27 protein-coding genes and 1 pseudogene are annotated in these 26,459 nt (G+C 32.3%); 26 read left to right on the top strand and 2 right to left on the bottom strand.

Features of this window, described 5'->3' with window-relative positions; translation table 11 throughout:
* Window positions 1-320 precede the first annotated feature (320 nt).
* The 21 genes and pseudogenes from HZY91_RS05590 to HZY91_RS05490 all read left to right on the top strand — a co-directional run bounded on the left by HZY91_RS05590 (window position 321) and on the right by HZY91_RS05490 (window position 20,284).
* On the top strand, window positions 321-1,055 hold the full coding sequence (locus tag HZY91_RS05590) for an ATP-binding cassette domain-containing protein (protein ID WP_197115296.1): 735 nt from the start codon (window positions 321-323) through the stop codon (window positions 1,053-1,055).
* Complete coding sequence (locus tag HZY91_RS05585) at window positions 1,055-1,720, top strand: methionine ABC transporter permease (protein WP_235991505.1); 666 nt, start codon at window positions 1,055-1,057, stop codon at window positions 1,718-1,720. Before HZY91_RS05590 ends, HZY91_RS05585 begins: the two co-directional genes overlap by 1 nt.
* A 10-nt stretch (window positions 1,721-1,730) precedes the next feature.
* On the top strand, window positions 1,731-2,549 hold the full coding sequence (locus HZY91_RS05580; RefSeq protein ID WP_197115295.1) for a MetQ/NlpA family ABC transporter substrate-binding protein: 819 nt from the start codon (window positions 1,731-1,733) through the stop codon (window positions 2,547-2,549).
* A gap of 6 nt (window positions 2,550-2,555) precedes the next feature.
* On the top strand, window positions 2,556-3,488 hold the full coding sequence (locus tag HZY91_RS05575) for a sulfurtransferase (RefSeq protein ID WP_197115294.1): 933 nt from the start codon (window positions 2,556-2,558) through the stop codon (window positions 3,486-3,488).
* 315 nt (window positions 3,489-3,803) lie between these two features.
* Window positions 3,804-4,799, top strand: coding sequence for a LacI family DNA-binding transcriptional regulator (locus HZY91_RS05570; protein WP_197115293.1), 996 nt, complete (start codon window positions 3,804-3,806; stop codon window positions 4,797-4,799).
* Between the two features lie 11 nt (window positions 4,800-4,810).
* Window positions 4,811-5,737 carry a ribokinase gene (gene rbsK / locus HZY91_RS05565; RefSeq protein ID WP_197115292.1) on the top strand — a complete coding sequence of 309 codons (927 nt, stop codon included), beginning with the start codon at window positions 4,811-4,813 and terminating at the stop codon, window positions 5,735-5,737.
* Between the two features lie 13 nt (window positions 5,738-5,750).
* Complete coding sequence (gene rbsD, locus HZY91_RS05560; RefSeq protein ID WP_197115291.1) at window positions 5,751-6,149, top strand: D-ribose pyranase; 399 nt, start codon at window positions 5,751-5,753, stop codon at window positions 6,147-6,149.
* 22 nt (window positions 6,150-6,171) lie between these two features.
* A complete protein-coding gene (locus HZY91_RS05555) occupies window positions 6,172-7,671 on the top strand; it encodes a sugar ABC transporter ATP-binding protein (RefSeq protein WP_197115290.1) in 1,500 nt (499 codons plus the stop codon).
* On the top strand, window positions 7,671-8,645 hold the full coding sequence (locus HZY91_RS05550) for an ABC transporter permease (protein ID WP_197115289.1): 975 nt from the start codon (window positions 7,671-7,673) through the stop codon (window positions 8,643-8,645). The genes HZY91_RS05555 and HZY91_RS05550 overlap by 1 nt, the downstream gene beginning before the upstream one ends.
* Window positions 8,646-8,649: 4 nt before the next feature.
* Window positions 8,650-9,579 (top strand): sugar ABC transporter substrate-binding protein, encoded by a 930-nt coding sequence (locus HZY91_RS05545; protein WP_197115288.1) that lies wholly within the window; start codon window positions 8,650-8,652, stop codon window positions 9,577-9,579.
* A gap of 17 nt (window positions 9,580-9,596) precedes the next feature.
* Complete coding sequence (deoC, locus tag HZY91_RS05540) at window positions 9,597-10,253, top strand: deoxyribose-phosphate aldolase (protein WP_197115287.1); 657 nt, start codon at window positions 9,597-9,599, stop codon at window positions 10,251-10,253.
* Window positions 10,254-10,561: 308 nt separating this feature from the next.
* Window positions 10,562-12,061: a BglG family transcription antiterminator gene (locus HZY91_RS05535; RefSeq protein ID WP_197115286.1), complete on the top strand. Its 1,500-nt coding sequence runs from the start codon at window positions 10,562-10,564 to the stop codon at window positions 12,059-12,061.
* A 5-nt stretch (window positions 12,062-12,066) separates the two neighbouring features.
* Entirely contained in the window at window positions 12,067-12,510 is a 444-nt protein-coding gene (locus HZY91_RS05530) for a PTS sugar transporter subunit IIA (RefSeq protein WP_235991611.1), read from the top strand.
* A gap of 20 nt (window positions 12,511-12,530) precedes the next feature.
* Window positions 12,531-12,848: a PTS fructose transporter subunit IIB gene (locus HZY91_RS05525; RefSeq protein ID WP_197115284.1), complete on the top strand. Its 318-nt coding sequence runs from the start codon at window positions 12,531-12,533 to the stop codon at window positions 12,846-12,848.
* A 2-nt stretch (window positions 12,849-12,850) separates the two neighbouring features.
* Window positions 12,851-13,945, top strand: a complete 1,095-nt coding sequence (locus HZY91_RS05520) for a PTS fructose transporter subunit IIC (protein WP_197115283.1) — start codon at window positions 12,851-12,853, stop codon at window positions 13,943-13,945.
* A gap of 23 nt (window positions 13,946-13,968) precedes the next feature.
* Window positions 13,969-14,835, top strand: a complete 867-nt coding sequence (locus HZY91_RS05515; RefSeq protein ID WP_197115282.1) for a ketose-bisphosphate aldolase — start codon at window positions 13,969-13,971, stop codon at window positions 14,833-14,835.
* Between the two features lie 20 nt (window positions 14,836-14,855).
* Window positions 14,856-15,677 carry a class II fructose-bisphosphate aldolase gene (locus HZY91_RS05510; RefSeq protein WP_197115281.1) on the top strand — a complete coding sequence of 274 codons (822 nt, stop codon included), beginning with the start codon at window positions 14,856-14,858 and terminating at the stop codon, window positions 15,675-15,677.
* A 133-nt stretch (window positions 15,678-15,810) separates the two neighbouring features.
* A pseudogene (scrK, locus tag HZY91_RS05505) lies at window positions 15,811-16,691 on the top strand (fructokinase ScrK).
* 223 nt (window positions 16,692-16,914) lie between these two features.
* On the top strand, window positions 16,915-18,381 hold the full coding sequence (locus HZY91_RS05500) for a glycosyl hydrolase family 28-related protein (protein ID WP_197115280.1): 1,467 nt from the start codon (window positions 16,915-16,917) through the stop codon (window positions 18,379-18,381).
* A 229-nt stretch (window positions 18,382-18,610) separates the two neighbouring features.
* Complete coding sequence (locus HZY91_RS05495; protein ID WP_197115279.1) at window positions 18,611-18,937, top strand: four-helix bundle copper-binding protein; 327 nt, start codon at window positions 18,611-18,613, stop codon at window positions 18,935-18,937.
* A gap of 363 nt (window positions 18,938-19,300) precedes the next feature.
* The gene (locus tag HZY91_RS05490; RefSeq protein WP_197115278.1) at window positions 19,301-20,284 is read left to right on the top strand and encodes a DUF1002 domain-containing protein; all 984 of its coding nucleotides are present in this window, start codon (window positions 19,301-19,303) and stop codon (window positions 20,282-20,284) included.
* 119 nt (window positions 20,285-20,403) lie between these two features.
* Here the strand turns inward: HZY91_RS05490 and HZY91_RS05485 are convergent, their stop codons facing one another.
* The gene (locus tag HZY91_RS05485) at window positions 20,404-20,922 is read right to left on the bottom strand and encodes a TetR/AcrR family transcriptional regulator (RefSeq protein ID WP_197115277.1); all 519 of its coding nucleotides are present in this window, start codon (window positions 20,920-20,922) and stop codon (window positions 20,404-20,406) included.
* A gap of 126 nt (window positions 20,923-21,048) precedes the next feature.
* Between HZY91_RS05485 and HZY91_RS05480 the strand changes: the two genes are divergently transcribed.
* From HZY91_RS05480 to HZY91_RS05460, 5 genes are all read left to right on the top strand, one after another.
* Window positions 21,049-22,092, top strand: a complete 1,044-nt coding sequence (locus HZY91_RS05480; RefSeq protein WP_197115276.1) for an acyltransferase family protein — start codon at window positions 21,049-21,051, stop codon at window positions 22,090-22,092.
* Window positions 22,093-22,535: 443 nt separating this feature from the next.
* Entirely contained in the window at window positions 22,536-23,783 is a 1,248-nt protein-coding gene (locus tag HZY91_RS05475) for an efflux RND transporter periplasmic adaptor subunit (RefSeq protein WP_197115275.1), read from the top strand.
* Window positions 23,783-24,604: an ABC transporter ATP-binding protein gene (locus HZY91_RS05470; RefSeq protein WP_197115274.1), complete on the top strand. Its 822-nt coding sequence runs from the start codon at window positions 23,783-23,785 to the stop codon at window positions 24,602-24,604. The genes HZY91_RS05475 and HZY91_RS05470 overlap by 1 nt, the downstream gene beginning before the upstream one ends.
* Window positions 24,601-24,768 (top strand): ABC transporter permease, encoded by a 168-nt coding sequence (locus HZY91_RS05465; RefSeq protein ID WP_197115273.1) that lies wholly within the window; start codon window positions 24,601-24,603, stop codon window positions 24,766-24,768. The genes HZY91_RS05470 and HZY91_RS05465 overlap by 4 nt, the downstream gene beginning before the upstream one ends.
* Complete coding sequence (locus HZY91_RS05460; RefSeq protein ID WP_197115272.1) at window positions 24,752-25,816, top strand: ABC transporter permease; 1,065 nt, start codon at window positions 24,752-24,754, stop codon at window positions 25,814-25,816. The genes HZY91_RS05465 and HZY91_RS05460 overlap by 17 nt, the downstream gene beginning before the upstream one ends.
* Window positions 25,817-26,157: 341 nt before the next feature.
* Here the strand turns inward: HZY91_RS05460 and HZY91_RS05455 are convergent.
* On the bottom strand, window positions 26,158-26,459 hold a 302-nt coding region (locus HZY91_RS05455), incomplete at its 5' end, for an integrase core domain-containing protein (RefSeq protein WP_197115271.1).

Genomic DNA, 26,459 nt, shown 5'->3' with positions numbered 1-26,459 from the left:
GCTACTGAGTGAAAGAGAAATAATAGATACAATAAATATAATTGCACAAAACACCACGTTTGATACGTGGTGTTTTTTTACTATTACAAAGGCATAAGGATAATTTGTAGAACAAGAATATATTAAATTAATAAATAAATCAGAAACGAGATACAAGTTATCATGAGAATGTTATGAGCATATAAAATAGACATATTTGACGTATTTATTATGATTGTTGATTTGATTTTAAATATACTCAAACATAATATTAATTTGTATTGAAGGGAGGAAATATAATAAATGATTGTTTTAGTGGAATAAAAGATTGGAAGGAGATTATGGAAAAATTGATTGAAATAAAGAATTTAAATAAGACAATTGATCAAAATGTTATATTATCAGATATATCCTTCAATATACCAGATTCGTCATTTTATGGAATAATTGGTGAAAGTGGAGCTGGAAAATCGACATTATTAAAATGTATGAATAAACTTACTGATTTTCAACAAGGCCAAGTTATTATCGATAAATTCGATGTTAAGGAACTAGCTGAAGAAGACCTCCGACTACAAAGGTTTAATATGGGGATGATTTTTCAGAATTTTGCTTTGTTGGAGCAAAAAACAGTTTATAAAAATATTTCATTACCATTAGAACTGTGGAATTATGATTTAAATGATATAAAAGAGCGGGTATATAAATTAGCTAAACTAGTGGATATCGAGAAGCATTTACATAAGAGGCCACGTGAATTAAGTGGAGGACAAAAACAGAGGGTTGCAATAGCAAGAGCTTTATCTAGTCAGCCAAAGTACCTATTATGTGATGAATGTACCTCTGCATTGGATCCTGAAAATTCAATAATGATTATGGATTTATTAAACCAAATTCAGGAAGAACTGGGTGTTACTGTAATCATTGTGACGCATGATATGCTGATAGCTAAAGCTTATTGCACTCATATTGCGTTTCTAAAATCAGGAGAATTGCTTGCTGCGGATAACGCTGAAATAGTTGTAAAAAATTATCCAGATATTTTTTTAGATGATTATACAAGGAGGGAGTTTTAATGTTTGAATCCACACGTTTAATGGATTATCTCCCGACAGTTATCATACCTGCGATTTTTGATACTTTAAAAATGTTAATTATTTCTGCCAGTTTTACTGTCTTATTAGGACTAGTATTAGGATTTATCCTTTTTTCTACTAGTGAAAAGGGGTTACAGCCAAATAGATCCATTTATGCGGTCCTTAGCAGGGGAACGGATATGATAAGATCCTTTCCTACCATGATACTGATTGTAGCATTATCACCATTAACTCGAATATTGGTGGGCACTACGATTGGAATATGGCCTGCTATAGTATCAATTAGCATTGGAAGTATTCCTTTTGCCGGCAGGATGACAGAGAGCGCTTTAAATACTGTAAGTTCGGAAGTCATCACAGCAGCAAGGTCTTTTGGTGCTACCAATAAACAAATTATCACAAAAGTCATGTTAGTAGAGGCGCTTCCACAATTGATAGATAATTTCACTATCTTGATTATTAATATGTTAAATATGACTGCCATGGCAGGTGCGATAGGTGCTGGAGGATTAGGTGCTGTTGCTTTAACTTATGGTTATCAGCTCTTTGACTATGGAGTGATGTATTTTATTGTTGCTTTACTAATAGTATTAGTAATAATCATTCAGATTGTGGGTAATAAATTAAAAAATAAAATACAGTAGGAGTGTAAAAATGAAAAAATTGTTATTTACTTTTCTAGGCTTAATTTTGTGTGCTAGTTCTCTATTTAAAATTTATATAGTAAGTGCTGAGGAAGAAAAGGCTATCAAAATAGGGGTCACTTCAGTTTCAAATATCACCTATGAAGCAATTAAAGATCATTATGAGAAATTAGGTTATAAAACTGAAGCGATAATGTTTGATACAAATCCTGTATTACTAGAAGCCCTTGCAGCAGGGGAAATTGATATTTCCTTAGGACAACATAAAGTTTTTGTTGAAAACTTTAGTAAAACAAAAGGGGTTGAAATTGAAGTTGTAAAACCTTATGGATACTATACGGGTATTGGGTTATATTCTGAGAAGTATACAACCGTTGAAGAAATCCCAAATGGTGCAACCATTGCAATAATGAATGATTCAATGAACATGAATGTGGGATTGCGAATGCTTGAAGAAGCTGGATTCATTAAAGTAAGCGATAATGTAGAATCAGCTACTATAGTAGATATTGAAGAATATCTAAAAGACGTTAAAATCGTAGATATGGAACAACAACAAACTGTTTCATCATTAAAGGATGTGGATGCCGCAACTGTCTTTTTTACGCATATGTCTAACGCTGGATTGATCCCTGACAACTATATAATAAGAGATAATGTGATGATTAATTATCCAATGGGGCCTATTGTTAAGTCAGAGTTTGCAACTGAGGATTGGGCAGTAGATTATGCTAAATGTTTTAAAATTGAAGAGGTCCAAAGTGAAATAGAAGAAAAATTACCTGGTGTATTTGAATTTTATGAAGATGATTCACAGGTAAAAGAGTAAATGATGATGAATAAATTTTTTGTAGATGTAAATTGGTTGAAAGATCATTTAAATGAATCAAATCTTGTAATTCTAGACATGCCGTATGGAATGAATGAATATATCAAAGAAGATGATAATGAGAAAAGAGAGTATAACAATGAACATATTCCAAGGGCCATTAAAATTGATAAAGAAGAACTTCAGGGTGAAGATTCGGATTTAAATTTATATGAAGCAGACAAATTGAAGGATGTTTTCTTAAAGAAAGGCATAGATTGTAAGACATTACTTGTAGTATATTCAGATGGTATTATTGCATCAAGTAGAGTCGCACTAGCTGCATATTGGCTAGGTGTTGACAATGTGAAAATTTTATTGGGTGGAATTAATAGTTGGAAAAATGCAGGCTTTGAAGTTACAGCCGAGATCAAAAGTATCGTTCCAAAAACAGATTTTGGCTGTAAAGTTCCGAGAAGACCTGAATTTCTTATTTCAACCCCTGCTGAAGTCATTAAAGAACAGAGTGAGAACCCAAATTTTGTTCTGGCTAATATTAGAAGTTGGGAAGAATATATTGGAACCAAAAGTGGTTACCCGTATATTAAAGGGACTGGTTCTCCACTAGGCTCAGTCTATGCTAAAGCAAGCACTGATCGAGTTAATGTTGAATATATTTTAAGTGAAGAAGGTAACTTTTGTGATTTAGATCAGCTATTTACAGAATGGAAGCAGTGGGGAATTACTAAAGATAAAGAAGTTGCTTTATTCTGTGGAGCAGGATGGAGAGCTGCGGCAATTTTCTTTATACTTAAAGAAAATGGATGGGCAAATATTAAGGTGTATGATGGTGGATGGTACCAGTGGACAAAATATCATAATCGAGACCCTAAAAGATATAAAATACAAGTGGGTAGTCCCAAGACCGAAGAAGGTATCAATATTATAGGAGAAGAATAGTTAAGGCATAGATCCATCTTAATAAAGAATGAATAAAATGAGGAATCAAAAACAATATGCGATAGTTATAATGTCGTATATTGTTTTTGATTATAAATAATTAAGAAACTTAATAGTCGTATCACCCGTATATACTTTTGTTATAAATGAAAAAGACATTAAAGGAATCAAAAATAAATATTGACACATTTTAAATGATTCGTTATAGTGAGAATATAAATAAAAATGTAACCGGTTACTTAGTGTTCGATATCGTTTTAGTAGTTTAAATATTTTTTTAAACCATAATGTAACCGGTTACAAACAGGAGTAACCATGAATATAAAGAAAATAGCACAATTATCAGGAGTTTCAGTAGCTACAGTATCGCGAGTCATAAATGAAAAAGGAAATGTTAGTGACGCAACTAAACGAAAAGTCAACGCGATTATTGAGAAATATAATTATGTTCCCAACATTAATGCAATCAATTTGAGTAAAAATGAATCTAATTATATTGCAGTTCTCGTTCCAGATATAACAAATTCATTTTTTGGACAAATAATTGATGGGATCACCAAAGTTATAAATCAAAAAGGATATCATCTTATTTTACTAAACAGTGATGAAAATATTGATATTGAAGTTTCTCATTTAAGGGCGCTGGGACAGTATAATTTAGCGGGGATTTTTTATACACCGGTGCATAGGGTAAACTCTTTATCTACTGGTTTAGTTCAAAAATATAATAAAGCAGGTATGCCGTTTGTATATATTGATAGAGATTTAGAGGATATAGAAAATTCAGGGGTATATGTTGATAACTTTAAGGGGGCATATCAGGCGACGCAATATTTAATTAATAAAAATTGTAAGCGTATCGGAGCGATTACTGGACTTCATAATACCAAACCAGGTCTTGAAAGATATTGTGGTTTTATAAAAGCCTTAGAAGATTATCATGTTAATGCTGATGAACTTTTGATAAAGACTGGAGATTTTAAATTTGATAGTGGATATAAATTGACAAAAGAATTAATGGAATCCTCTACTGCACCAGATGCGATTTTTGTGATGAATAATTTAATGGCTTTAGGGAGTATTAAATATGCAGTTGAGAATAAAGTGGACTTAACTAACGATCTTACTTTAATTTGTTTCGATAATTTAGAAATGTTTCAGTGGTTTGAGTTGCCCATATCATATGTCGATAGGCCTACCACTGAAATGGGGCAAGTTGCTGCTGAGTTGATGTTAAAGAAAATTAAGGGTATCGAGAGCGAAAAATTCGAGAACATTGTTTTAAAAACACAATTAATAATTAATGAATAGGGGGACTTAGTGTGTCTAAGAAAGGTGTTGTATTTGGAAGTTTTGTAGTTGATTTAATGGGAAGAGGAGATCACTTACCTAAACCAGGAGAAACAGTATTTGGAAATTATTTTAAGCAGGGCCCTGGAGGTAAAGGGTTTAATCAAGGAGTCGCAGCTTTTAAATCGGGATCAGATATACAGATGATAACAAAGATAGGTCAAGATCTATTTTCAGAAGTTTTGATATCAACAATGGAAGAGTTAGGAATGGATCAAACAAATATTCTGGTATCTGAAGAACATCCTACAGGCATTGCACTTATTTCAGTCGATGAAAATACTAGTGAAAACCAGATTTTAGTAGTTCCAGGAGCATGTAGCCATATTACAGATAAAGATATAGAGTCTGTTCAAAATTTGATCCAAAATGCTGATTATTTGTTACTTCAACTAGAAACAAATGTATCTTCAATTGAAAAAGTAATGCAAATAGCTAAAGAAAGTAATGTAAAAATTATATTAAATACTGCGCCTATTCAACCAGTTAGTGATGAAATATTAAAAGGTTTATATTTAGTGACACCGAACGAAGTAGAGGCTGAGTATTTAACGGGGATAAAAATTACAGACGAAAAGAATGCTGAGCTTGCTGCCAAAAAATTAATGGCAAAAGGAATTCAGAATGTTGTTATAACGCTTGGTAAGAAGGGGGCTTATATATATTCTGATGAATATATAGGTATCATACCAGCTTTTAAAGTTGAGGCAGTTGATACAACGGGTGCCGGTGATGCTTTTAATGGAGGATTATTAACCGGTTTGCTTGAAGGGAAAAGTTTAAAGAATGCAGCAATGTTTGGCAATGCAGTTGGGGCTTTATCAGTTAAAAAAATGGGGACAACACCAGCAATGCCGAATAGAAATGAAATTGATAATTTTTTATCAGAACAAATTTAAAAGGAGGTAGAAAATGATTAAAAAAGGTATATTTCATCCTCAGTTACTTAAATTACTTGGAGAAGTAAGGCATATGGACACCATTATCATTGGTGATGCAGGTCTTCCTGTTCCTGAGGGAGTTACACGTATTGATTTGGGATGGATTGAAAATGAGCCAAGATTTCATAAAGTTTTAGAAGAAATAGTTAAAGTACTGGTTATAGAAAAGGCTACCTTTGCTAATGAAGCTAAAGATATCAGTCCTGATTTTTTACAAAAATCTATTTCAATTTTGCCTGAAGGGCTAGAAATAGACTATATTCCACATGTTGATTTAAAAGAACAGTCTAAGCAATCGAAAGCCATAATTCTTAGTGGAGAGTTTACAGGTTATACAAATATAATCATTACTTGTGGTTGTGCATATTAGTTATTTTTGAGGAGGAGGAATGATGGGAGAATTAAAGGATAATATTTTAGTGATGGACTCAATAACTAAAGAATTCCCAGGTATTAAGGCTCTAGATAATGTTAGTTTTTCGGTGAGAGAAGGTGAAGTTCATGCCCTTTGTGGAGAAAATGGTGCAGGCAAATCCACGTTAATGAAAATATTATCCGGTGCACAAAAGCAATCATCAGGCACAATATTTATAAATGGTGTTGAATGCGAATTTGATTCCACTGTAGATGCAGTAAGCAAAGGAATATCAATGGTTTATCAAGAATTTAACTTAGTTAATGAATTAACCATTGCAGAAAATATATTTATTGGTAGACTTCCCCAAAAAGGCTTTATAATCGATTGGAATCAGCTGTTTATGGATGCAGAAGCGATTCTGAATAAGTTGAGTTTTGATATTGACCCTCATAAAGTGGTTAGTGAAATAAGTGTTGCAGAGGCTCAAATGGTAGAGATCGCTAAATCTTTGTCTCTAAATTCAAAAGTGATTGTCTTAGATGAGCCAACCGCTGCTTTAACTGAAGAAGAAATAAGCACCCTATTTACTATGATAAAAGAACTGAGAAGCAAAGGTATAGCAGTAATATATATTTCTCATAGGATGGATGAGATTTTTGAAATTAGTGATAGAATTACGGTCCTAAGAAATGGACAGTATGTTGACACAAAAGAAACAAAAGGAACCGATTATGATGAAATCGTTGCGATGATGATTGGTCGGTATGTGGACTCTCTATTCCCTGTCAGAAAGCCTAAAACGGCTGATTATATTTTTGAAGTCAATAATTTGTCAGGAAAAATTGTCGATAATATTAGTTTTAAACTTAAAGGTGGAGAAATATTAGGTGTTGTTGGCTTACTAGGGTCTGGTAATTATGAACTCACTAAATTAATCTATGGATCATCGAACAAAAAAATCGGTGAAATGATATTAAATGGAGAGCGAATTAACATTAATTCTCCTTATGACGCAATAAAAAATGGGATTGGTTTGGTTCCCGAAGATAGAAAACGAGATGGGCTAGTACTTGATGCTACAGTTAATAATAACATTGTATTAAGTTCCTTAGATAAAATATCAAATAAGAAGCTATTAAACTTTGGGAAAGAACAGCGGGTTGTAGACGACCTAATAAAAAAATTGAATATAAAAGTTTCAGACCCTAATAAACAAATTGTTAATAATTTAAGTGGGGGTAATCAACAAAAAGTATTGTTTGCAAAAGTATTTAATAACACTCCAAAGGTATTTATGTTCAATGAGCCAACACGTGGGGTTGATGTGGGAGCAAAAGCAGAAATCTATCGGATAATTGATATCTTAACGGATTCAGGTGTGAGTGTCATTATAGTTTCTTCTGATCTAGAGGAAGTAATAGGAATGTGTGATCGTATTATAGTTCTAAAAGATGGAAAACTTGTGCTTGAAAAGGAAAAAGATAATACGACGCAAGAGGAACTGTTGGCTTATGCATCTGGAGGTGTCAAATAATGGAAAAGAAATCAAAATTAGATGTACTATCAAAATTTAATCGCTATAGGTCTTTGGTATTGTTGGTAATCATGATTATTCTAGCAGCATTACTTTCACCGAGTTTTTTAAGTTCAAATAATATTTTAAATGTACTTAGACAGGTCGCTGTATTTGGGACTGTAGCAGCAGGTATGACCTTTGTAGTGTTGACAGGAGGAATAGACTTATCCGTTGGATCAATACTCGGGCTCTCAGGAGCAATATCAGCAAGTGTAATGGTATCCACAAATAGTTTATTACTATCGGTATTAAGTGGGATTTTTATTGGGGTGATTGCAGGTGTAGTAAATGGGTATTTTATTTCTAAAGTAAGAATTCCAGCCTTTATTGTAACCTTAGCTACGATGACTTTAATTAGAGGGATCATTCTAGTTTATACAAATGGCTCTCCGATTTCGGCAAGGATAGATTCGTATAGATTCTTGGGGCAGGGGTCATTACTTGGGGTTCCCATGCCTGTTATTATTATGTTGATTATTTTTATTATAGGTTTCATTATACTGCATTACACAGTATATGGTCGTGAGGTTTATGGAATAGGAGGTAATAAGGAGGCAGCGAGATTATCAGGTATCAAGGTGGTAAAGACAGAATGGATGGTTTATATCATTAGTGGTTTGACAAGTTCAATTGCTGGGATTCTCTTAACTGCAAGGCTAGGATCAGCTCAGGCAACTGCAGGACAGGCAATAGAAATGGATGCGATTGCAGCAGCTATCATTGGAGGGACAAGCTTAAGTGGAGGAACTGGTTTTATTTTACCAACTATAGCGGGAGCAATAATACTGGGATTAATAGACAATATTCTTACTCTTATGAATGTCAATCCTCATGCAACACATATTGTTAAAGGTTTAGTTATTCTAATTGCTGTTGTTTTTGATAAAAAAATGAATGAAATTACAAAAAAATCAAGTTTAAAAGGAGAATAAAAAAATGAAATATGTTAATAAAGTTGTTGCAGCTATGTTGATGATGGGGGCCATTTTGGGAATGATTACTCTGCACGTAGAGGCGCAAGATAAATATACGATTGGTTTGTCCATGAATACTCAAACTAACCCATTTTTTGTTACGGTTACTGAGGGAGTTAAGGATGCAGCAGAAGAATTAGGAATAGAGCTAATTGTTACAGATGCACAAAATAGTCCAGAAACACAATTAACTGATATTGAAAATATTTTAGCTAAAAGTCCCGACGCACTAATCATTGACCCAACTGATTCGGATGCTATTATTCCGGCAGTTGAGTTAGCAAATGAGGCAGGAGTGCCAGTGTTTACGATGGATCGTCAAACAAATGGAGGAGAAGTTATTTCTCATATTGGATATGATGCGATTAAATCTGGTAAATTGGCTGGTGAATATCTAGTAGAACAATTAGGTGGTAAAGGTAAAGTTGTAGAATTACAAGGGATTATGGGAACTAACGTAGCTCAAGATCGCTCAGAAGGGTTCAATAGTATCATAAGTGAAAATCCAGATATGGAAATTGTTTCTCAACAATCTGCTAACTTCGATCGTGCTGAAGCTTTAACTGTTATGGAAAATATTTTAACAGCAAACCCCGAAATTAATGGTTTATACGCTGCGAATGATGAGATGTTATTAGGAGCAATGGAAGCAATTGAAGCAGCAGGTAGAACAGACGAAATCATAGTTATTGGTTGCGATGGTTTAGACGAAACATTAGAAGGGATCAAAGGTGGATCGATCAATGCGACCGTTGCTGAACCACCTTACTTTTTAGGGGAGTCAATTCTTAAGGTTGCTTATGACCATTTAGAAGGTAAAAAGATTGAAGAAATGGTTTTATTAGATAATGAAGTGGTGACACAAGACAATGTTGACGCACATCTCGAGTAATGGAAAGGAATCTTTAAATGGAGTTAAACAGATATATTGATCATACTTTATTAAAGGCAGATGCTAACGAAGCGGATATTAAAACGCTTTGTGAAGAGGCAATTCAATATGAATTTAAATCTGTTTGCATTAATCCTACTTGGGTTGAAGTATGTACAAATATTTTGAAAGATTCAGAAGTGTTAGTTTGTACAGTGATTGGGTTCCCCTTAGGGGCTAATCACACTGATATAAAAGTATTTGAAGCAAAAAAAGCTGTAGCTGATGGAGCAGATGAAATTGATATGGTAATAAATATTGGATGGGTAAAAAATCAATGGTTTGATAAAGTGAGAAGAGAGATTGATTTAATTCTAGATGCTATACCTGATAATATTATTGTTAAAGTAATCATTGAAACAGCTCTATTAACTGAAGAAGAAATTCGAAAAGTATCTCAAATAGTGAAAGAAAGTAAAGCAGATTTTGTAAAGACATCCACTGGCTTTTCAACGAGAGGAGCTTCTTTAAATGATATTAAAATTATTAAAGAAATAATAGGCAATTCAAAATTGATTAAAGCAAGTGGCGGAATAAGAAATTTTGATGAAACGATACAAATGATTAGACTGGGATCTGATAGAATCGGCGCTTCAAGGGGAATTGATATTATGGAGGAGTCAAAAAATAGATAGACATCAAAATATGTTGGTATGATAAATTGGAAGAAAAAATCAGTGTCGAAGATTTTGTATAGATAAGTGCCAATTGTGAAGATAGGTGAAATTGGTGATTTGGTCGCAGAGTAGGAATAAAATCTAATTACTATAGAGTCAATGTACAAAAAGCATCACGTTTTAAGCGTGATGCTTTTTGTACATTGAGATCGTAAAGAATTAAATGACAATACAATGTCCAATGTAACTGACATTAAATGGTGTTTCAAATTATATTGTAAGCGCTACAATGTAAATAGATACTTAAAGTAAGTAGGTGATAATTAATGATTTCTAATATTGCAAATAATATATTAAGTCAACTACTAGAAGAAGGTGATTATACAACCTCACAAATTATTGCAGCAAACCAAAATATATCTACTAAAACAGTATACAGAGCAATTGCTGAGATTAGGGAAGTTTTTGGAGCAGATATAATTGAGAGCAGTAAAGGGAAAGGATATAAACTTAACTTTGAGGTATATATTGATAATGTAAATAATTTATTTGTAAATAAGAATAATAATGGGAATTATACAAGACACAGGAGAGCTTTAATTCTTTATCACTTATTATTATTAGCACCTGAAAAAATAAGTGTTAAGAAACTATCGGAAAAATATTATGTAAGTGAATCATCGATAACTAATGATTTAGATTTTATAGAAGAGATGCTATCAGATTCCAATTTATTATTACAGAAGGAAAATACAGGAACTTCAATACAAGGTTCTGAAGTAGAAATTAGAAAATATTTGATGAAAATTGTGAATGAGAACTTAATATATAATCAATCTTCTATTTTGTTTAATAACATTAACTCAGAGTCGTTAGAGTTAATGACAAACGAATTTTCTAAAGAAAGTATTCAAGCAATTGATGATATTTTATCTAGCTGTTTAGAAAAAAACAAATATTTGGTAGAAAATCCATATTATACGAACTTGCTAACACATTTAGTTATTATGTTGAAGAGGTATGATAAAGCAGATTATGAAATGAATTGGCAAGAAATTAATGAATTTAAGAAAGTCGAGTATGAATTAGCTAAAGAAATTATTAATAAAATCGAAAGAAAGTTTGGTATTAATATTAGGGATGTTGAAATTTCGTACGTCTATGCATTTTTAGTATCTTCACGAAAAGTAATTAATAGATCAATTATTCAAAATGAGGAAAACGATATTAAGATTAAGCCTAACGCTTCTACTGCAAAGATTGTGAATGAAATTATTTATAAAATGGAAGTAGAAACAGGCGTACCATTTTCAAAGGAAATAACTTTAAAGCGTTCACTTTTGCTTCATATTCAACCACTTTTGAATAGGCTGAAATATGGTGTGATCATAATTAATCCTATTATTAAAGAAATAAAGCTTGAATATAAGAATATATTTCAGACATTAAAAAAGATTATAAAGAATATCAAAACAAATAATATTTGTAATCTTACGGATGATGAAATTGGATTTATTTCTATCTATTTTCAAAATACGATAGAAAAATTGGTGGCAACATTTAACGTATTAATAGTTTGTAATACAGGAATTGGCACCTCTCATTTGTTGAAAACGAGGGTCATAAACCATTTTCCTACCCTCAAAATTATAGATGTCTTATCAACTGATGAGATAGCCAATTACGAGTGTCAAGAAGTAGATTTTATACTTACTACTGTGAAACTACCTGAGGTTGGAGTTCCACAATTATTAGTAAGTGCTTTATTGGATAAGAAAGATATTAATTTAATCAATGAATTTATGCTAAATATGAAGGGGAGATGAGAGAAATGGATATGAAAGATTTTTTATTTGAAGATTTGGTTAAAGTAGATATGAATTCTACTAATAAGAAAGAAGCAATTAATGAATTGAGTGAACTACTCTATGAGAAAAACTGTATTAATGATATAGAGGCTTTTGTAAAGGATGTATATCTAAGGGAAGCAGAAGGAGACACTAATATAGGTCAAGGTATAGCGATACCACATGGTAAATCTGAACATGTATTAAAAACTAGTTTAGCAATTGGAAAAATTAATCCAATTGAATGGGATAGTTCTGATGATGAAAAGGTTGAGTTGGTCATCTTATTTGCTGTAAGAATGGTTGATAAAACGTCAGTACATTTAAAATTGCTTTCACAAGTGGCATCAAAGTTAGGTAATGACGAAGTATTAGAAAAGTTGAAATCAGCAAATTCACCATCTGAAGTTTTAAGTGTGTTTTTTTAAAATATGAAAGGAGGAAAAAAATGAAAATAGTAGCAGTGGTAGCTTGTACTTCTGGAATTGCTCATACATACATTGCCAAGGAAAAATTGTTTTCTGCAGCCACTAAAAAAGGTCATCGAATTAAAATAGAGACTCAAGGAACTATAGGTATAGAGAACGAGTTAACTAATGAAGATATAAAAGAAGCAGATATTGTCATATTGGCTACAGATATTCAAACGATAGGAAATGAAAGATTTATAGACAAAAAGAAAATTAAGGTACCAACAAATATTGCTGTTAAAGCAGCTTCACAGCTGATTGAAAAATTAGAAAAAGAATATATAAAGGAGGAATAAATGTGAAAAAATTTGGTAATGAATTAAAAAGACATGCATTAACAGCTATAAGTTACATGCTTCCATTAGTAGTAGCATCAGGTTTATTGATTGCGATAGGAAATTTAATGGGAGGACAAGTAATTGAGGATTATTCCCAATCATTTACGATTGCAAGTTCTTTAACTAGTTTAGGAGTAATGGGAATGGGGCTTTTATCCCCCTTTATTGCGGGATATATTGCTTATTCAATTGCTGAAAGACCGGGCATTGCTCCTGGATTTTTGATGGGATTAATTGCTAACTCATTAGGAGCAGGTTTCTTAGGTGGGATGATCGGAGGATATTTAGTTGGATATTTTATTTTATGGATGAAAAACACCATAAAAGTACCTAAATGGGCGGAAGGGTTAATGCCTATGATGATTATTCCAACAATATCATCAATAGTTGTTGGTTTGATAATGTTCTTTGTTATCGGTGGCCCAATATCATGGTTAACAATTCAATTGACTAATTATTTACAAAGCTTAGATGAATCATCAAGGGTAGTATATGGATTTATTTTTGGTATTTTAGGTGCTTTAGACTATGGAGGTCCAATCAGTAAAGTGCCAAATTTGATGGCGGATGGTCTTTTATTAGAAGGAGTACTTGAACCAGAAGCAATTAAAGTCGTAGGAGCAATGGTTCCACCTGTAGGAGTAACATTTGCATGGGTGCTTTCTAAAATCTTCAAAAAACCAATATTTACTAGAAGAGAGGAAGATGCAATTAAAGTTGCTTTTCCTATGGGATTAACCATGATCACGGAGGGGGTTATCCCAATTGCAATGAATGATTTGTTACGTACGGTATTTGCTACTGCAATGGGAACAGGGGTAGCGGGAGCAATTAATTTTTATTTTCAAAATGGATCACCAGTCCCATCTGGAGGTGTTTTTGTAATACCAGCAATGACTAAACCTATGATTGCTATCACTGCTTTAATTATCGGTTCATTAGTTACAGGTTTAATCTTAGTACTCATAAAGAAAAAAATTACAGTCGAAGAGTACGATTCTCTAGAAATTAAAGATGAGGAAGAAATGGATTTATCAGGATTTAGTATTGAATAATAACGAGAAAAGGAGAATAAATAATGTTAATTACAATGAAAGAAATGTTAGAAACTGCTAAGGATTATAAATTTGCTGTAGGAGCCTTTAACATTTCAGACGCCAATATGTTTAGAGCAGTTGTAGAAAAATCCGAAGAACTAAATGCCCCAGCTATTATTGCAATACATCCGGATGAACTTAGTTTTATTACCAGTGAATTTACTGAATATATTAAGAAAAGAGTTTCTAATAGTCATGTACCATTTGTGATACATTTAGATCATGGTGGTTCAATTGAAGATATAATTAATGCGATTTATAACGGATTTACTTCGGTAATGATTGATGCATCTCACCATTCTTTTGAGAAAAATATTGAAATAACCAAAAAAGCCGTAGATATTGCACATGCTGTAGGAGTTTCTGTTGAGGGAGAATTAGGAACAATTGGTGATACTGGCGAATCTATAGAGGGTGGGGTTACCGAAATCACTTACACCAGACCTGAAGAAGCAGATGAGTTTATTAAAAGGACAGGTATTGATTCACTAGCAATCGCAATAGGGACAGCGCATGGAATCTATCCAAAAGGATTTGTACCAAAATTGAAGCTTGATTTGCTTGAGAAAATTACTACAATCGTGGATAAACCATTAGTGTTACATGGCGGTTCTTCAAATGCAGATGAAGAAATAAAACGTGCAGTTGAGATAGGTATTCAAAAAATTAATATATCGAGTGATATTAAAAAAGCATTTTTTGATAAAGCTGATCAATTATTAAAAGAGAAATTTATTTATGAACCAAACACTCTATTTCCTCCTTGTATAGAAGAAACTAAAAAAGTAGTTGAATATAAAATGAATTTATTTAATTCAATTGATAAAGCATCTGTTTTTTATAAATAAAAATAGAGGAGCGATAAGCAATGCCTTTAGTTTCATTAAAAGAAATCCTACCTGATGCAAGAAAAAATAATGTAGCAGTTCCAGCATTTAATGTCGTAAAATTTGAAATGATTATCGCTGCTATATCTGCAGCAGAATTAGAAAAATCACCAATTATTATAGAGTATACGGAAGGTGATGATAAAAGGATTTCATTGGAATTAATTGGAAAATTTGCCAATTATTTAGCTAATAAATCACCGATTCCTATTTGTGTTCATTTAGATCATGGTATGACTTTTGATGCGATAAAACGTGCTGTTGATAGTGGTTATACGTCAGTAATGATTGATGCTTCTTCTTTATCTTTTGAGACTAATATTTCAGAAGCTCAAAAAATTGTGAATCATTGTAAACCCTTAGGGATTTCTGTTGAGGCTGAGCTAGGAAGAATTGAAAAAGGATTAGAAAATTATACAGATTTGAGTTTAGTTAAAAGGTTTGTGGAAGAAACTGATATTGATGCCTTGGCTATTTCTTTTGGGACAGAACATGGTGTATATAAAAAAGAACCTCAGCTAGATTATGATTTAATAAATAAAGTTTGTTGTGAAGTATCAATACCTTTAGTAATGCATGGAGGTTCAGGAATAAATAGAGAGGTATATATTAATGTCATAAAAAATGGTGTTAGTAAAATTAACTATTATTCTGCAATGTCTAATAAAGTTTTGAATAAAATTATTAATAAATTAGAGACTGATTTTGAAATAGATAATAGATATTTGCAAGATTTTGTTGATATGGAGTTAACGTATTTTATTGAAGAAATGAGAGAAGTCATTAAATTATTTAATAATTAATGCTGAATTATAGGTATCCTTTCAATAGGATGCCTATTTTAATCGTTACTATTTAAAGCGAAAGAGTGCTATGTTAATTATAAATAAGAGCCATACTGAAATGTGGTATTATTTTTATTATTGGAGGATTATCATGAAGAATAAATTATATGGAAGTATAGAAGCGGGTGGAACAAAATTTGTTTGTGCAGTTGGGAACGACAAACTACAAATTATTGATGAAATACAAATTAAAACTACGTATCCAGAAGAAACCTTAGAGAAAGTTGTGAATTATTTTAACCAATTTTATGATGCCTTAGTAGCGATCTCGATAGGTTCTTTTGGTCCTATTGATAATATTAAAAGTTCATCTAGGTATGGGTATATAACTTCAACACCGAAAAAAAGATGGCAGAATACGGACGTAGTTGGACAGTTAACAAAACATTTTGATTTGCCAATTTATTTTACAACTGATGTAAATGCTTCAGCATATGGGGAAGCGGTTATTAGAAAGGAAATTAAAGGATTGGTATATTTTACTATAGGGACTGGAATTGGAGCTGGTATTATACAGAATGGAATGGAATGGAAATTGGAACAATAGGACATACTGAATTTGGACATATATTTGTTGCTAAACATTCGGAAGATACTAACTTTACTGGAGTTTGCCCTATTCATGGAGATTGTTTAGAAGGACTCGCGTCTGGTCCAAGTTTAAACGCACGGACAGGTTATAAGGGTGAGCAGTTAGAAAAAGACGATCCAGTATGGGAAATACTAGCGTATTATATTGCACAGGCCGCAATGATAGCGACCTTAAGTTATAGACCAGAAGTAATAGTTTTAGGAGGAGGCGTAATGTCTCGGCGATATATGTTAGAATTGGTAAGGGATAAATTTCTAGAACTTTTAAATAATTATGTAGAAATACCCCCAATAGAAGATTATATTGTCTTACCTATAATAAAAAATAATGGTAGTGCTACGATTGGCAATTTTTGTTTAGCGAAATCAATAGCAAATTAATAAAGTCGAAATCACTTTGGATCTCTTTATTAAATTTTTATAAAAATGTCAGTGATAAAATAATCAATTTTGATCTTATAACATTAGTAATATTGTATGTGGATGCAAGAAAAATTTGGTAGTATTATTTTAAATGATCGTTATCTGTTTATAAGGTTGATGGGCTTCAAACACTCGTTATAAAATTGAAAGTGTTACAAGAAAACTTAAAGGAGAAGAGAAAGTGTCTAATATTAATCTTGGTAAGTTATTTTATAAGATAAGTAAAATATTAATAGGTCTAGTCTTGCTTTTGTTAATAATGAGCGTACGTCCCTTGTCCTTAATAAATAGTGCGCCCGATTCCGGATCAGAGAATATTGTCAATATAAAGGACTATGGTGCAAAGTTTAATGACCCTACATTTGATAATATGCCGATCATTCAAAAAATTCAAGACGATCTAACTGAAAAAGGTGGGGGAACAATCTACATACCTGATAATGGTGATTTATATATTAAACCGCATTTAAAACTTCAATCTAATATACATTTTTTGGGAGATGAAACAAAATCAACAATAAAATTAACCCCTGATACAAAAAATTTTTGGACGATTTTTTTAATTGAACATGTAGAAAATATTTCATTTAAAAATTTAGAAATTAATACAAATAAAGAACAGCGGACAGATTATGATATTGCAAAAGAACCACAAATGATTTTTTCACTAGCAGAGTCTCATCATATCGATGTAGAAAATAATGACTTAATAGGGAATGGAGTTTGGATATATGCGTCTCATATTAATGAAGAAATTGATTATAGTACTGAGCTTAGTTTTAATAATAATATTGTGATCTGGAAAGCAGGAGACTCATCAAAAAAGAATAATTTACCTAAAGGGGTATCTATAGATAATTCAATTTTATATTTTGATGCATTGGATTATGATGTTCACAATAATACGTTTATTACACAAGATGGTACTAAAAATATGACAGCTATAGAGGCGCATGGTGCTAATGTGGAGGTGAGTAATAATACTATTGACGGGTTTAGAACGGGGCTGATAGTTTGGTCATTAGTTCAAAATACACCGAGAACTAATGACATTAAAGAGAATAATTTTTTGGTAGAAAATAATCTCTTTAATAATGTTGAAAATGGGGTTACAATTGGAGCTTCGACAGGAGCAAAAGGAGATTTTGATATAAAAGGTGTTGAGATTATAAACAATAAAATATTGTTAAATCCTGACAAATTTGATAGAGGTTCAAGTCGGGGAATAGAAATTTATATTCCAAACAAAGAAGCTAGTGGCATTGGAGAAAACATTAAAATCGATAGTAATGTTATTCAAAGTTTTCCAGATAAGACTATATATAAAGATTCGAGTAGTATATATAATTTTACGGGAATAAATATTAGTAGTGGAGAATTAGATAATATACAAATCACAAATAATGATATTATAAACAATCCTGGGTTGGGCATAAGCCTAAGTAATACTTATCCTGAAACTATTCAAATTACCAATAGTGTCATTACAGATAATACAGTAATTGATCAATTTTCAAATGAAAATATCACAATATCAAATATGGATAAAGATTTACCAGTAAACATAAAAGAATCACGAGAAGTGATGTTATTAAATTTAATACTTGAAAATAATCGAGTTATATATATAAGAGAAACAGATCAATAAATAGATAGTGATTAGTGGATTATCAAATTTTTGTGTATAGCCTATTTTGTATTTGAGGTTTCTAAAAAATAAAATATTGTCTGAGTAATGAATTTATACCCTGAATATTCCTTTTCCTAAAGACTTTGGATGTATAAAAATCTTGTACCAATGTAAAAGGTCTTTTTATTTGAGGTTTCGTACAATTATATTTACTATTAATATAATGACACAATAAGGAGGAGTAAAGATGACCAAAGAAGCTTTAATGGAGAAAGTGCTTAAGTGCAAACAAGCCTGTGACCATTGTTTCGAGATGTGTCTTCAAGAAGAAGATGCGAATGCTATGGTAGATTGTATTCGAACAGACCGCGAATGTTCAGAAGTGTGCGGAATGGTTCTACAATTGGGGAACCGGGATAGTGTTGTTTTTAACGAAATTGTGATCGCTTGTGTGAAAATCTGCAAAGTTTGTGCTGAAGAGTGTGAAAAGCATGCAGAGCATCATGAACACTGTAAGGAATGCGCAGAGGCTTGTCGTGAATGTGAAGCTGCTTGCGAAACTTTTTTGAAATAATCAATCGAGAGTCTAAAAGTAGACAAATCAGCCTGGATTTAACTCAAGGCTGATTTTTTATTTTATGTTAATATAAAGGTGTAGAAAAACTTGTGATAGATTTTTGATTTTAAACTGTTTGGAACTCCTCGGAAGTGCCATAAAATACTTTTATTGATGTAAAGTACACAGTTAGCATTTTGGTGATAGAAGGGAGTCATTAGAATAAACTAAAAAATATCATAAATGGATCAACTCCAAAGCCTATAATCAATATTTGTTCTAGCTAATTCTAAGCTTTCTTCATTGAATTATAATAGATTCTTGCGATAATGAAGATAGACAATCGATAAATTTGTTAGAAATAAGAAAGTAGGGATGAGAATGACTAAAAAATTATTAACTTGGATAATCGCTTCCGTGATAATGCTTGGGCCACTGACGCTATCCGTTTACGCAGACAAGGTTGAAATTGAATCGGTCTTTACATATGGTGAAACACTCGACAATAATCAGTTTGAACAAACAAAGAGGATGTTAGGCGTTGAAGAAGGAACGAAAGAAGTGCCTGTCTATGTCAATGAACTGAATGACTTGTTAAATGATACTTATCCTTATAATCAAGTCTATAGTTCTGCGTATATCACTCCAGCACGGAATGATGGACAAATTACAGTCGAAATATTAACACCAGACACTATTACTTCAATTACTCCTCTGCAGTATCAAAATGCAGCCATTACGGCGGGTGCTATTGATATTAATATAGCGGTAGCCTCAGCTGTAAAAGTAGATGGATCTGGTGCTTTGGCGGGGGTGTACAAAGCCTTTCAAGATCAAGGTATTGCATTAAATGATCAGGCCATTACGGTTGCGCAAGAAGAATTGCAGGTTGTTTCAGATATTAATAATCAGCATCAGGATAGTGCTGGGTATGATCCGGAACTCTTGAATGGAGCGATCACCGAAATAAAAAATGAGATTCAAACCTTAAAAGAAGAAAATAATGGCTCCATTACGGCGGATCAAATTAACTCTATTACCAATACAGTTATTAATAATTACAATTTACAAAATATTTTGACGGAAGAGAATATTAATAATATTTATCAGTTATCTGGACAATTCAATCAGTTAAACTTTACAGCTGAACAGCGCCAACAATTGCAGAATCTCGGAGATCAAATTTTAAGCGATGGCGGAGACTTATTTAAAGAAGCTAAAACAAATCTAGAAAATTTAGATATTTCTTTATCCCTTGATGAAGAGACAAAGAATTGGTTCCAGAGTACATGGGATTCAATCACTACAAGTGTCAGTGATTTTTTTGCAGGTATTAAGGAATGGTTTGAAAATTTATCGAAATAACTATAAGTTGACTTATTTTTGAAATAAACAGCTATCTCTTTTTTAGAAAAAAAGGGTTTAGCTGTTTTTAATATATAATGATAAATTTATTTCTTATTATTCTTTTAATTTGAAATAGATTATTCATTGTGGTTTATATTGAGATGCAAGGATTGTAGTATTTTGTGATCATATAAATCGATATTATTACTAATAATATAGACAAGCACACTCCACATTCCCCCGTGTTGGTAGATTAAATCAATTTCATTTTGATCATCTTTGATGTCTGTATTATGAAATTCTATAAGCACCTCAAGTGAGGGAAGAAAGACCATTTGTATCAGTCCGTTGATTGTTAAAAGATGAATGAGCTCTTTCTCTTTGTACCAGAAAGAGTAAAATGCATCATCGACCGAATGCCCCTTTTTAACTTGACTTCGTAATTCTTCTGTATAAAGTTCGATAGTTTCTTTCACTATCTCTTCAATTAATTCCATCGTATTATTATAATAACGATAAAAAGTTCTCCTTGAAACTTTTGATTCCTCACATAGTTCAATAATAGTGATGTCGGTTAATAATTTTTTCTTTAATAAATTGATCATGCCTGTTTTGAATAATTCTTTCGTTTTTTGTATACTAGCTACTTTCTTCATCCAATTTCTCCTTTTTTAGACACAACATTCCGCGTTATGTAGCACTTACAGAAATAATATAGATAACCTTCTTGATTCTGAGTATATTATATTTGTCGCAGATGTGCCACGAAAAGGAGAAGGTTTATGAAAAAGTATTATATTGATAATATGAAAAGTTTTGTTGTTATTTTAGTCGTGTTATTTCATGTGGTAGCTAGCTTTGCTTCCAATAATTCAGTTTTGAATTATCACGCTAAAGGAATTGCTTGGTTTGATTCGGTTGGTTATTTAGTTTATCCATGGTTTATGATTTTGATGTTTATTATCAGTGGAATGACGGCTCATTATTCCTTGAAAAAAAGAAGTCCCAATATGTTTATGAAAGAGAGGATAAAAGGAATTTTGTTACCTTTTATTGTCTATCAATTAACAATAGGGGCGCTGACTTCATTATTTTCTTTTAGGGTTACAAATTTATTAGAAAAGTTATCCGCAGAAGTTCCCGCCTCTGTCATTCATGTTATTCGAATACTGAATGGGATGGGCCCCTCTTGGTATCTTTTACAATTATTTATTACGTGTTTTATCTTTTGGGTCTTACTGAAAATTTTTAAAATCAATAAATTTCAAGATAAATGTAGTCGAATTAACATGCTTGGCTTAATTCTATTAATCATACCAGTTTTTATCTCGGCTCAACTTGCATATATTGGTTTTACTTTTAGATTTTTCTTATACACTTTGTCTTTTATTTTGGGCTATCTTGTTTTTGCAAGTGAAAATGTGCTAGCAATTCTTGCTAAGTATAAAATTCAGCTCAGTGTAGGAGCAATTTGCTTAGGCATTCTCCAAATGATTATTTATTGGGGACAATCTTTTATGTCAATTGTGAATGAACCTCTCGTGATGTTGTTTTCTTGGATCACAGTTTTAGCAGTAATTGGCATATTTTATCAATCTTTTAATCAAACAGATAAATGGAAGACTTTTCTCTCAAATAATTCATATGGGATTTACTTATTTCACTATCTACCGCTAACAATCGGTGCATATTTAATGGATTATTATCAAATTGGTTTAGTTACTAGATATCTTCTTCTAACTATTTTTACGTTTGTTTGTTCATTAATAATGACTATGATCATAAAAAGACTTCCGCCAATCTCAACTTTATTTGGCGTTAAGTAATGCATTTTTGAATAAATATTTCTAAAAAGACTCTTCCTTTGAAAGATAGGGTCTTTTTATTTACTAACTAACAATCAGTCTATGGCCTTATGATTTAAAATTATAGTTTGTTAGGCTTGACTCATATGAGCTTATATAAGTTTTATTCCAGACCAGAATATTCCGACATTCTATTTGTGAGGTGATAATAAGTATTTAGATCATACGATCATTTCTCATTCCAGAAGTACATTATTTGATAAATGAGTTTAGTTATTAGACTTAACGAGATGAGGTACATCTTTCGTTATTATGTAGCACTTGATGGAATCGTCTAGTTTTTCTATAGAAAACTTAGTATATTCTATGTGTCGCAGATGTGACATATAGAAAGTGATAGGTTATTGGAATTTGTTTAAGAATAAATGTTTATAATGAATAATTAAATAAAAGGGAGAAAATTTATGGGCTTCAGAGAGAAAACACGAGGTAAAAAAGCAATTAAACTTGCATTAGTTTTTGTTCTAGTATTAGCTGCCGGAGTCATTGCATATAATTATTTGCTTTTAAATAAAAAAGAAATTAGTGGGGAGGAAGAAGCCAGTAGTTATCCTACTGTGGAGCTACTAAAGCAGGAGCCTGTTTCGATTGAAGGGGTTGCTCAATTTGAATCAGATACTTCCTATTTCTTTGATCCAAGTAAGGGTGAAATCGATCAAGTAAAGGTAAAAAATGGAGAAACGGTAAAAAAAGGAGATGTTTTATTCACTTATAAACAAGCTGAAATAGATGAACAAGTAGAAGATACTAATAAAAACATTGAGGATCTGAAAACTGAACGAGAAGCCTTAGTTGAAGCCTTAAGCAAGAGTACAGAATTAAGCTACAATGATCGTGGGGATCAAATAGAAGAAAAAGATGTAAATGGTGAAACAAGAACTATTATAGTGAAATCCATCGATGAAGAAGATGATTTAGATAGTGTAGATGCCAACGGTGAGTTAAGTACGAGAATGCAAATTAAACAGAAAAATAGTGAACTTGAAACAGCAGAAACACAACTAGAGCGATTAAAAAAGAAACAAGATTCTAAAGTTACTGCCAAATTTGCTGGTGAGGTGATGCTTGATGAGCTTGGGATAGATGATTCAAGTATCCCTCTTGTTAGAATTATTAGTCCGGAAGATATAAGGATTCATGGATCAGTAACGGAATATGAATATTACCTACTCAAAAAAGATCGACCGGTTAAGATATATGTGAATGCAGAAGATCGAGAAAGTGATGGTAAAATTAGCGATTTTGAATCGGTTCCTAATGCACCATCCACTAATGGACAACTTTCAGATATGAATGGCTCATCTTCTGAACAAATGGTGAAGAATGTTGCTGAAACAGACGCGCAATATGCTTTTGAAGTTTTACCTGACACTTATATTAAGCCTGGATTCTCGGTGAAAATTCAAATTCAAATGCCAGGTTTGCTTGTTCCTAAAGATGCCATTCATCAAGAGGGTGACTCAACTTATGTTTATAAATTAGTAAATAATAAGGCGATCAAAACAAAAATCGAATTAGAAAAACAAGGAAATAGTAAAATTGCTGAGTCTGGTCTGGGTGAAGGGGATATTCTTATTCTAACGGATGAAACATTAGATGATGGGCAAGAAATAGTGGCAGAAGAGAGCACCGAAGAAGGGGACGTTGAATAATGGAAGCTATTCAAAAGAATATTGACCAGTCCTTTAATTCAGGAAATAAAACACCCTTAATTCAAATTATTAATTTAAATAAGTATTACAAAATCGGTGAAGAACAAGTGCAAATTTTAAAGGATACCAATCTTGAGATATATCGAGGTGAATTTGTATCGATTATGGGGCCATCAGGATCAGGTAAATCAACTTTGATCAATGTTCTGGGCTTTCTTGATAATAAATTTGAAGGAGAGTTCCGTTTTAATGGAAAGGCACTGGAGCACCGTACGGATAAGCAGATCTCTTATTTAAGAAATCAGGTGGTGGGGTTTGTTTTTCAGGATTTTAACTTGATATCAACTCTTACGGTTAAGGAAAATATCCGCCTTCCGCTCTTATATGCTGGGTATTCAGCCAGAAAAACTAATAATGAAGTCAAATGCGTTTTAGAAAAAGTAGGTTTATCTGATAAAGAAAATCATAAGCCAAGTGAGCTATCAGGTGGACAAAAACAAAGAGTTGCTATTGCTCGAGCCTTAATTACAAAACCGGATTTTATTATTGCTGATGAACCCACAGGGGCACTTGACACTAAAAATTCTTTAATGGTGATGGAGATTTTAGAAAAGCTTCATCAAGAGGAAGGGGTCACTGTTGTAATGGTAACCCACGATCCAACTCTACAGAAATTTGCTGATCGACATATTGTTATTGTGGATGGTCGAGTGAGTAAAGTCGATCGAATTTTGAATGCTGAAGAATTATCTATCCAATTTAACAAAATGACAAATTCAGATGAGGAAGAGAAGCCAAAAGTTGGAGGGGGATTGCGATGAAAATTAGTGAAATTTTTAAATCATCGTTGACGACGCTTAAAAAGAATGGTCGTCGCACCTTTTTAACGATGATTGGAATTATTATTGGAATTTCATCAGTCATCACAATAATGAGCCTAGGGAATGGTTTTACAAAGGAAACCATGAGTGCTATTTCCGGATGATGTTGCTGGAAGGCGAAGCCAGGAGTTTTCTTTTAAACCTATAAATCCCGATGCTGATGCGAAATTAATGTCCCCTTTTTCAGAAGAAGATTTTGTTATGATCAAAGATCTACCAGGTGTGACAGATATCAAGCATGGTTATTTAGATGCGGTAAAATCGGCTTATGTTGATATTAAAATTCAAGATGAATCTTATTCGTTAAACAGTGCTTTAAGTGATCAAACGAATCATAAAATGTTGGTCGGTCGTAATTTACAAAAAATCGATAATGAAAATATGTCTAGGTATACAGTGATTGATGAAAAAACGGCACAAGATTTGTTTTATGGCGTAGATAATGCTTTACATCAATCGTTAACACTTAATGGTCAAGAATATACCGTAATTGGTGTTTATGAAAATTCTAGACAAGATTTTAAAGATAGTTTTATTAATGGACAAGATCAAACTCATCTCGATATACCTAGAGCAACTTTTGACATGTATAATCAGCAAAAGAATGAAAATTTATATATTACGGTGTATTATGATAATAAAGTTGATATGAAACAATTAAGTGATAAGATAAAGGATCACTTAAATGACGAAGGGTCATTAAATGGTCAAGGCTCCTATTCTTATTTTGATATGTCGGAGGCTATGAATAAGGTGAGTGAAGTCTTGAATATGATTACTTATTTTGTTTCTGCGGTAGCAGCTATTTCTCTCTTTATTGCAGGTGTAGGGGTTATGAATATGATGTATATATCTGTATCGGAACGAACAAAGGAGATTGGGATTCGTCGATCTTTAGGAGCTACTCAAGCAAGTATCCGATGGCAGTTTTTACTTGAAGGGATTGTCATTACTACAATAGGCGGGATCATAGGTTATGTCCTAGGAATATCCGTTGCCAACTTGATTGGTGATTTTATTCCTTTTAAACCACTTGTCGATATTTCCACTGCGATTGTCTGTGTGCTTATATCGATATTAATTGGGATTATTTTCAGTGTTTTTCCAGCTAATTCGGCAGCGAAGAAAAATGTGGTTGAAATTTTGAGATAGTTGTCAAATATTGATGAAAAAATGATTTGGAGTTGATTATTTGCCCTCTGTATGGGCTTGCCTATTCAGATGTTATTAAGTTATTTTAAAGAGCAAAAGCCCCAAAACAAGTAGTTTTGGGGCTTTTGCTCTATGATAAATAATGTAGGACAAGTTAAAAAATCCGCAATAATAGGGTCATATTGAATAGCAAACATTGGGCCCTGTTATATCTCTCTTATTTTAATCTCGATTAATAACTGGTGTATTTGCTCATTCCAATCAGGGCTAAGAATCAGTGCTTTAATGGAGTTTAACTCTTGTTTTGTCGCAACTTCTAAATGTGGAATGTCAACAGTTTCTTAGACACTTTTCATGTGTAAATTTTTATACGCAACAGGCGTTAAATAACGTAATGAAGAATGTGGTCTAAAATTGTTGTACCCATTCACATAATCAAATAATTCTGTTTCTAGCTGGTTCAAGCTTTCAAATCTCATTTGTTTTACAAATTCAGTTTTGATTGCTTTCATCGTCGCTTCTGCAACAGCGTTATCATAAGGACAGCCTTTTGTGCTTAATGAACGTTTGATTTTAAATGTTTTTAAAACTTCATCTATCAATTTGTTGTCGAATTCTTTACCTCTATCTGTATGAAATAATT

Origin of the sequence: Facklamia lactis, assembly GCF_015863205.1 — a bacterium.
GTDB lineage: Bacteria > Bacillota > Bacilli > Lactobacillales > Aerococcaceae > Facklamia > Facklamia lactis.
Note: the sequence above shows the minus strand (reverse complement) of the source record. Positions and strands in the feature narration are given on the sequence as shown.

What these genes read in the sequence shown, in the direction of transcription:
- HZY91_RS05465 (WP_197115273.1), top strand. Translation starts at nt 24,601, where the DNA reads ATGAAAATTAGTGAAATTTTTAAATCATCGTTGACGACGCTTAAAAAG.
- HZY91_RS05585 (WP_235991505.1), top strand. Translation starts at nt 1,055, where the DNA reads ATGTTTGAATCCACACGTTTAATGGATTATCTCCCGACAGTTATCATA.
- rbsD (WP_197115291.1), top strand. Translation starts at nt 5,751, where the DNA reads ATGATTAAAAAAGGTATATTTCATCCTCAGTTACTTAAATTACTTGGA.
- HZY91_RS05495 (WP_197115279.1), top strand. Translation starts at nt 18,611, where the DNA reads ATGACCAAAGAAGCTTTAATGGAGAAAGTGCTTAAGTGCAAACAAGCC.
- deoC (WP_197115287.1), top strand. Translation starts at nt 9,597, where the DNA reads ATGGAGTTAAACAGATATATTGATCATACTTTATTAAAGGCAGATGCT.
- HZY91_RS05570 (WP_197115293.1), top strand. Translation starts at nt 3,804, where the DNA reads ATGAATATAAAGAAAATAGCACAATTATCAGGAGTTTCAGTAGCTACA.
- HZY91_RS05525 (WP_197115284.1), top strand. Translation starts at nt 12,531, where the DNA reads ATGAAAATAGTAGCAGTGGTAGCTTGTACTTCTGGAATTGCTCATACA.
- HZY91_RS05485 (WP_197115277.1), bottom strand. Translation starts at nt 20,922, where the DNA reads ATGAAGAAAGTAGCTAGTATACAAAAAACGAAAGAATTATTCAAAACA.
- HZY91_RS05490 (WP_197115278.1), top strand. Translation starts at nt 19,301, where the DNA reads ATGACTAAAAAATTATTAACTTGGATAATCGCTTCCGTGATAATGCTT.
- HZY91_RS05545 (WP_197115288.1), top strand. Translation starts at nt 8,650, where the DNA reads ATGAAATATGTTAATAAAGTTGTTGCAGCTATGTTGATGATGGGGGCC.
- HZY91_RS05575 (WP_197115294.1), top strand. Translation starts at nt 2,556, where the DNA reads ATGAATAAATTTTTTGTAGATGTAAATTGGTTGAAAGATCATTTAAAT.
- HZY91_RS05555 (WP_197115290.1), top strand. Translation starts at nt 6,172, where the DNA reads ATGGGAGAATTAAAGGATAATATTTTAGTGATGGACTCAATAACTAAA.
- HZY91_RS05470 (WP_197115274.1), top strand. Translation starts at nt 23,783, where the DNA reads ATGGAAGCTATTCAAAAGAATATTGACCAGTCCTTTAATTCAGGAAAT.
- HZY91_RS05480 (WP_197115276.1), top strand. Translation starts at nt 21,049, where the DNA reads ATGAAAAAGTATTATATTGATAATATGAAAAGTTTTGTTGTTATTTTA.
- HZY91_RS05550 (WP_197115289.1), top strand. Translation starts at nt 7,671, where the DNA reads ATGGAAAAGAAATCAAAATTAGATGTACTATCAAAATTTAATCGCTAT.
- HZY91_RS05475 (WP_197115275.1), top strand. Translation starts at nt 22,536, where the DNA reads ATGGGCTTCAGAGAGAAAACACGAGGTAAAAAAGCAATTAAACTTGCA.
- HZY91_RS05580 (WP_197115295.1), top strand. Translation starts at nt 1,731, where the DNA reads ATGAAAAAATTGTTATTTACTTTTCTAGGCTTAATTTTGTGTGCTAGT.
- HZY91_RS05590 (WP_197115296.1), top strand. Translation starts at nt 321, where the DNA reads ATGGAAAAATTGATTGAAATAAAGAATTTAAATAAGACAATTGATCAA.
- HZY91_RS05510 (WP_197115281.1), top strand. Translation starts at nt 14,856, where the DNA reads ATGCCTTTAGTTTCATTAAAAGAAATCCTACCTGATGCAAGAAAAAAT.
- HZY91_RS05535 (WP_197115286.1), top strand. Translation starts at nt 10,562, where the DNA reads ATGATTTCTAATATTGCAAATAATATATTAAGTCAACTACTAGAAGAA.
- HZY91_RS05530 (WP_235991611.1), top strand. Translation starts at nt 12,067, where the DNA reads ATGGATATGAAAGATTTTTTATTTGAAGATTTGGTTAAAGTAGATATG.
- HZY91_RS05515 (WP_197115282.1), top strand. Translation starts at nt 13,969, where the DNA reads ATGTTAATTACAATGAAAGAAATGTTAGAAACTGCTAAGGATTATAAA.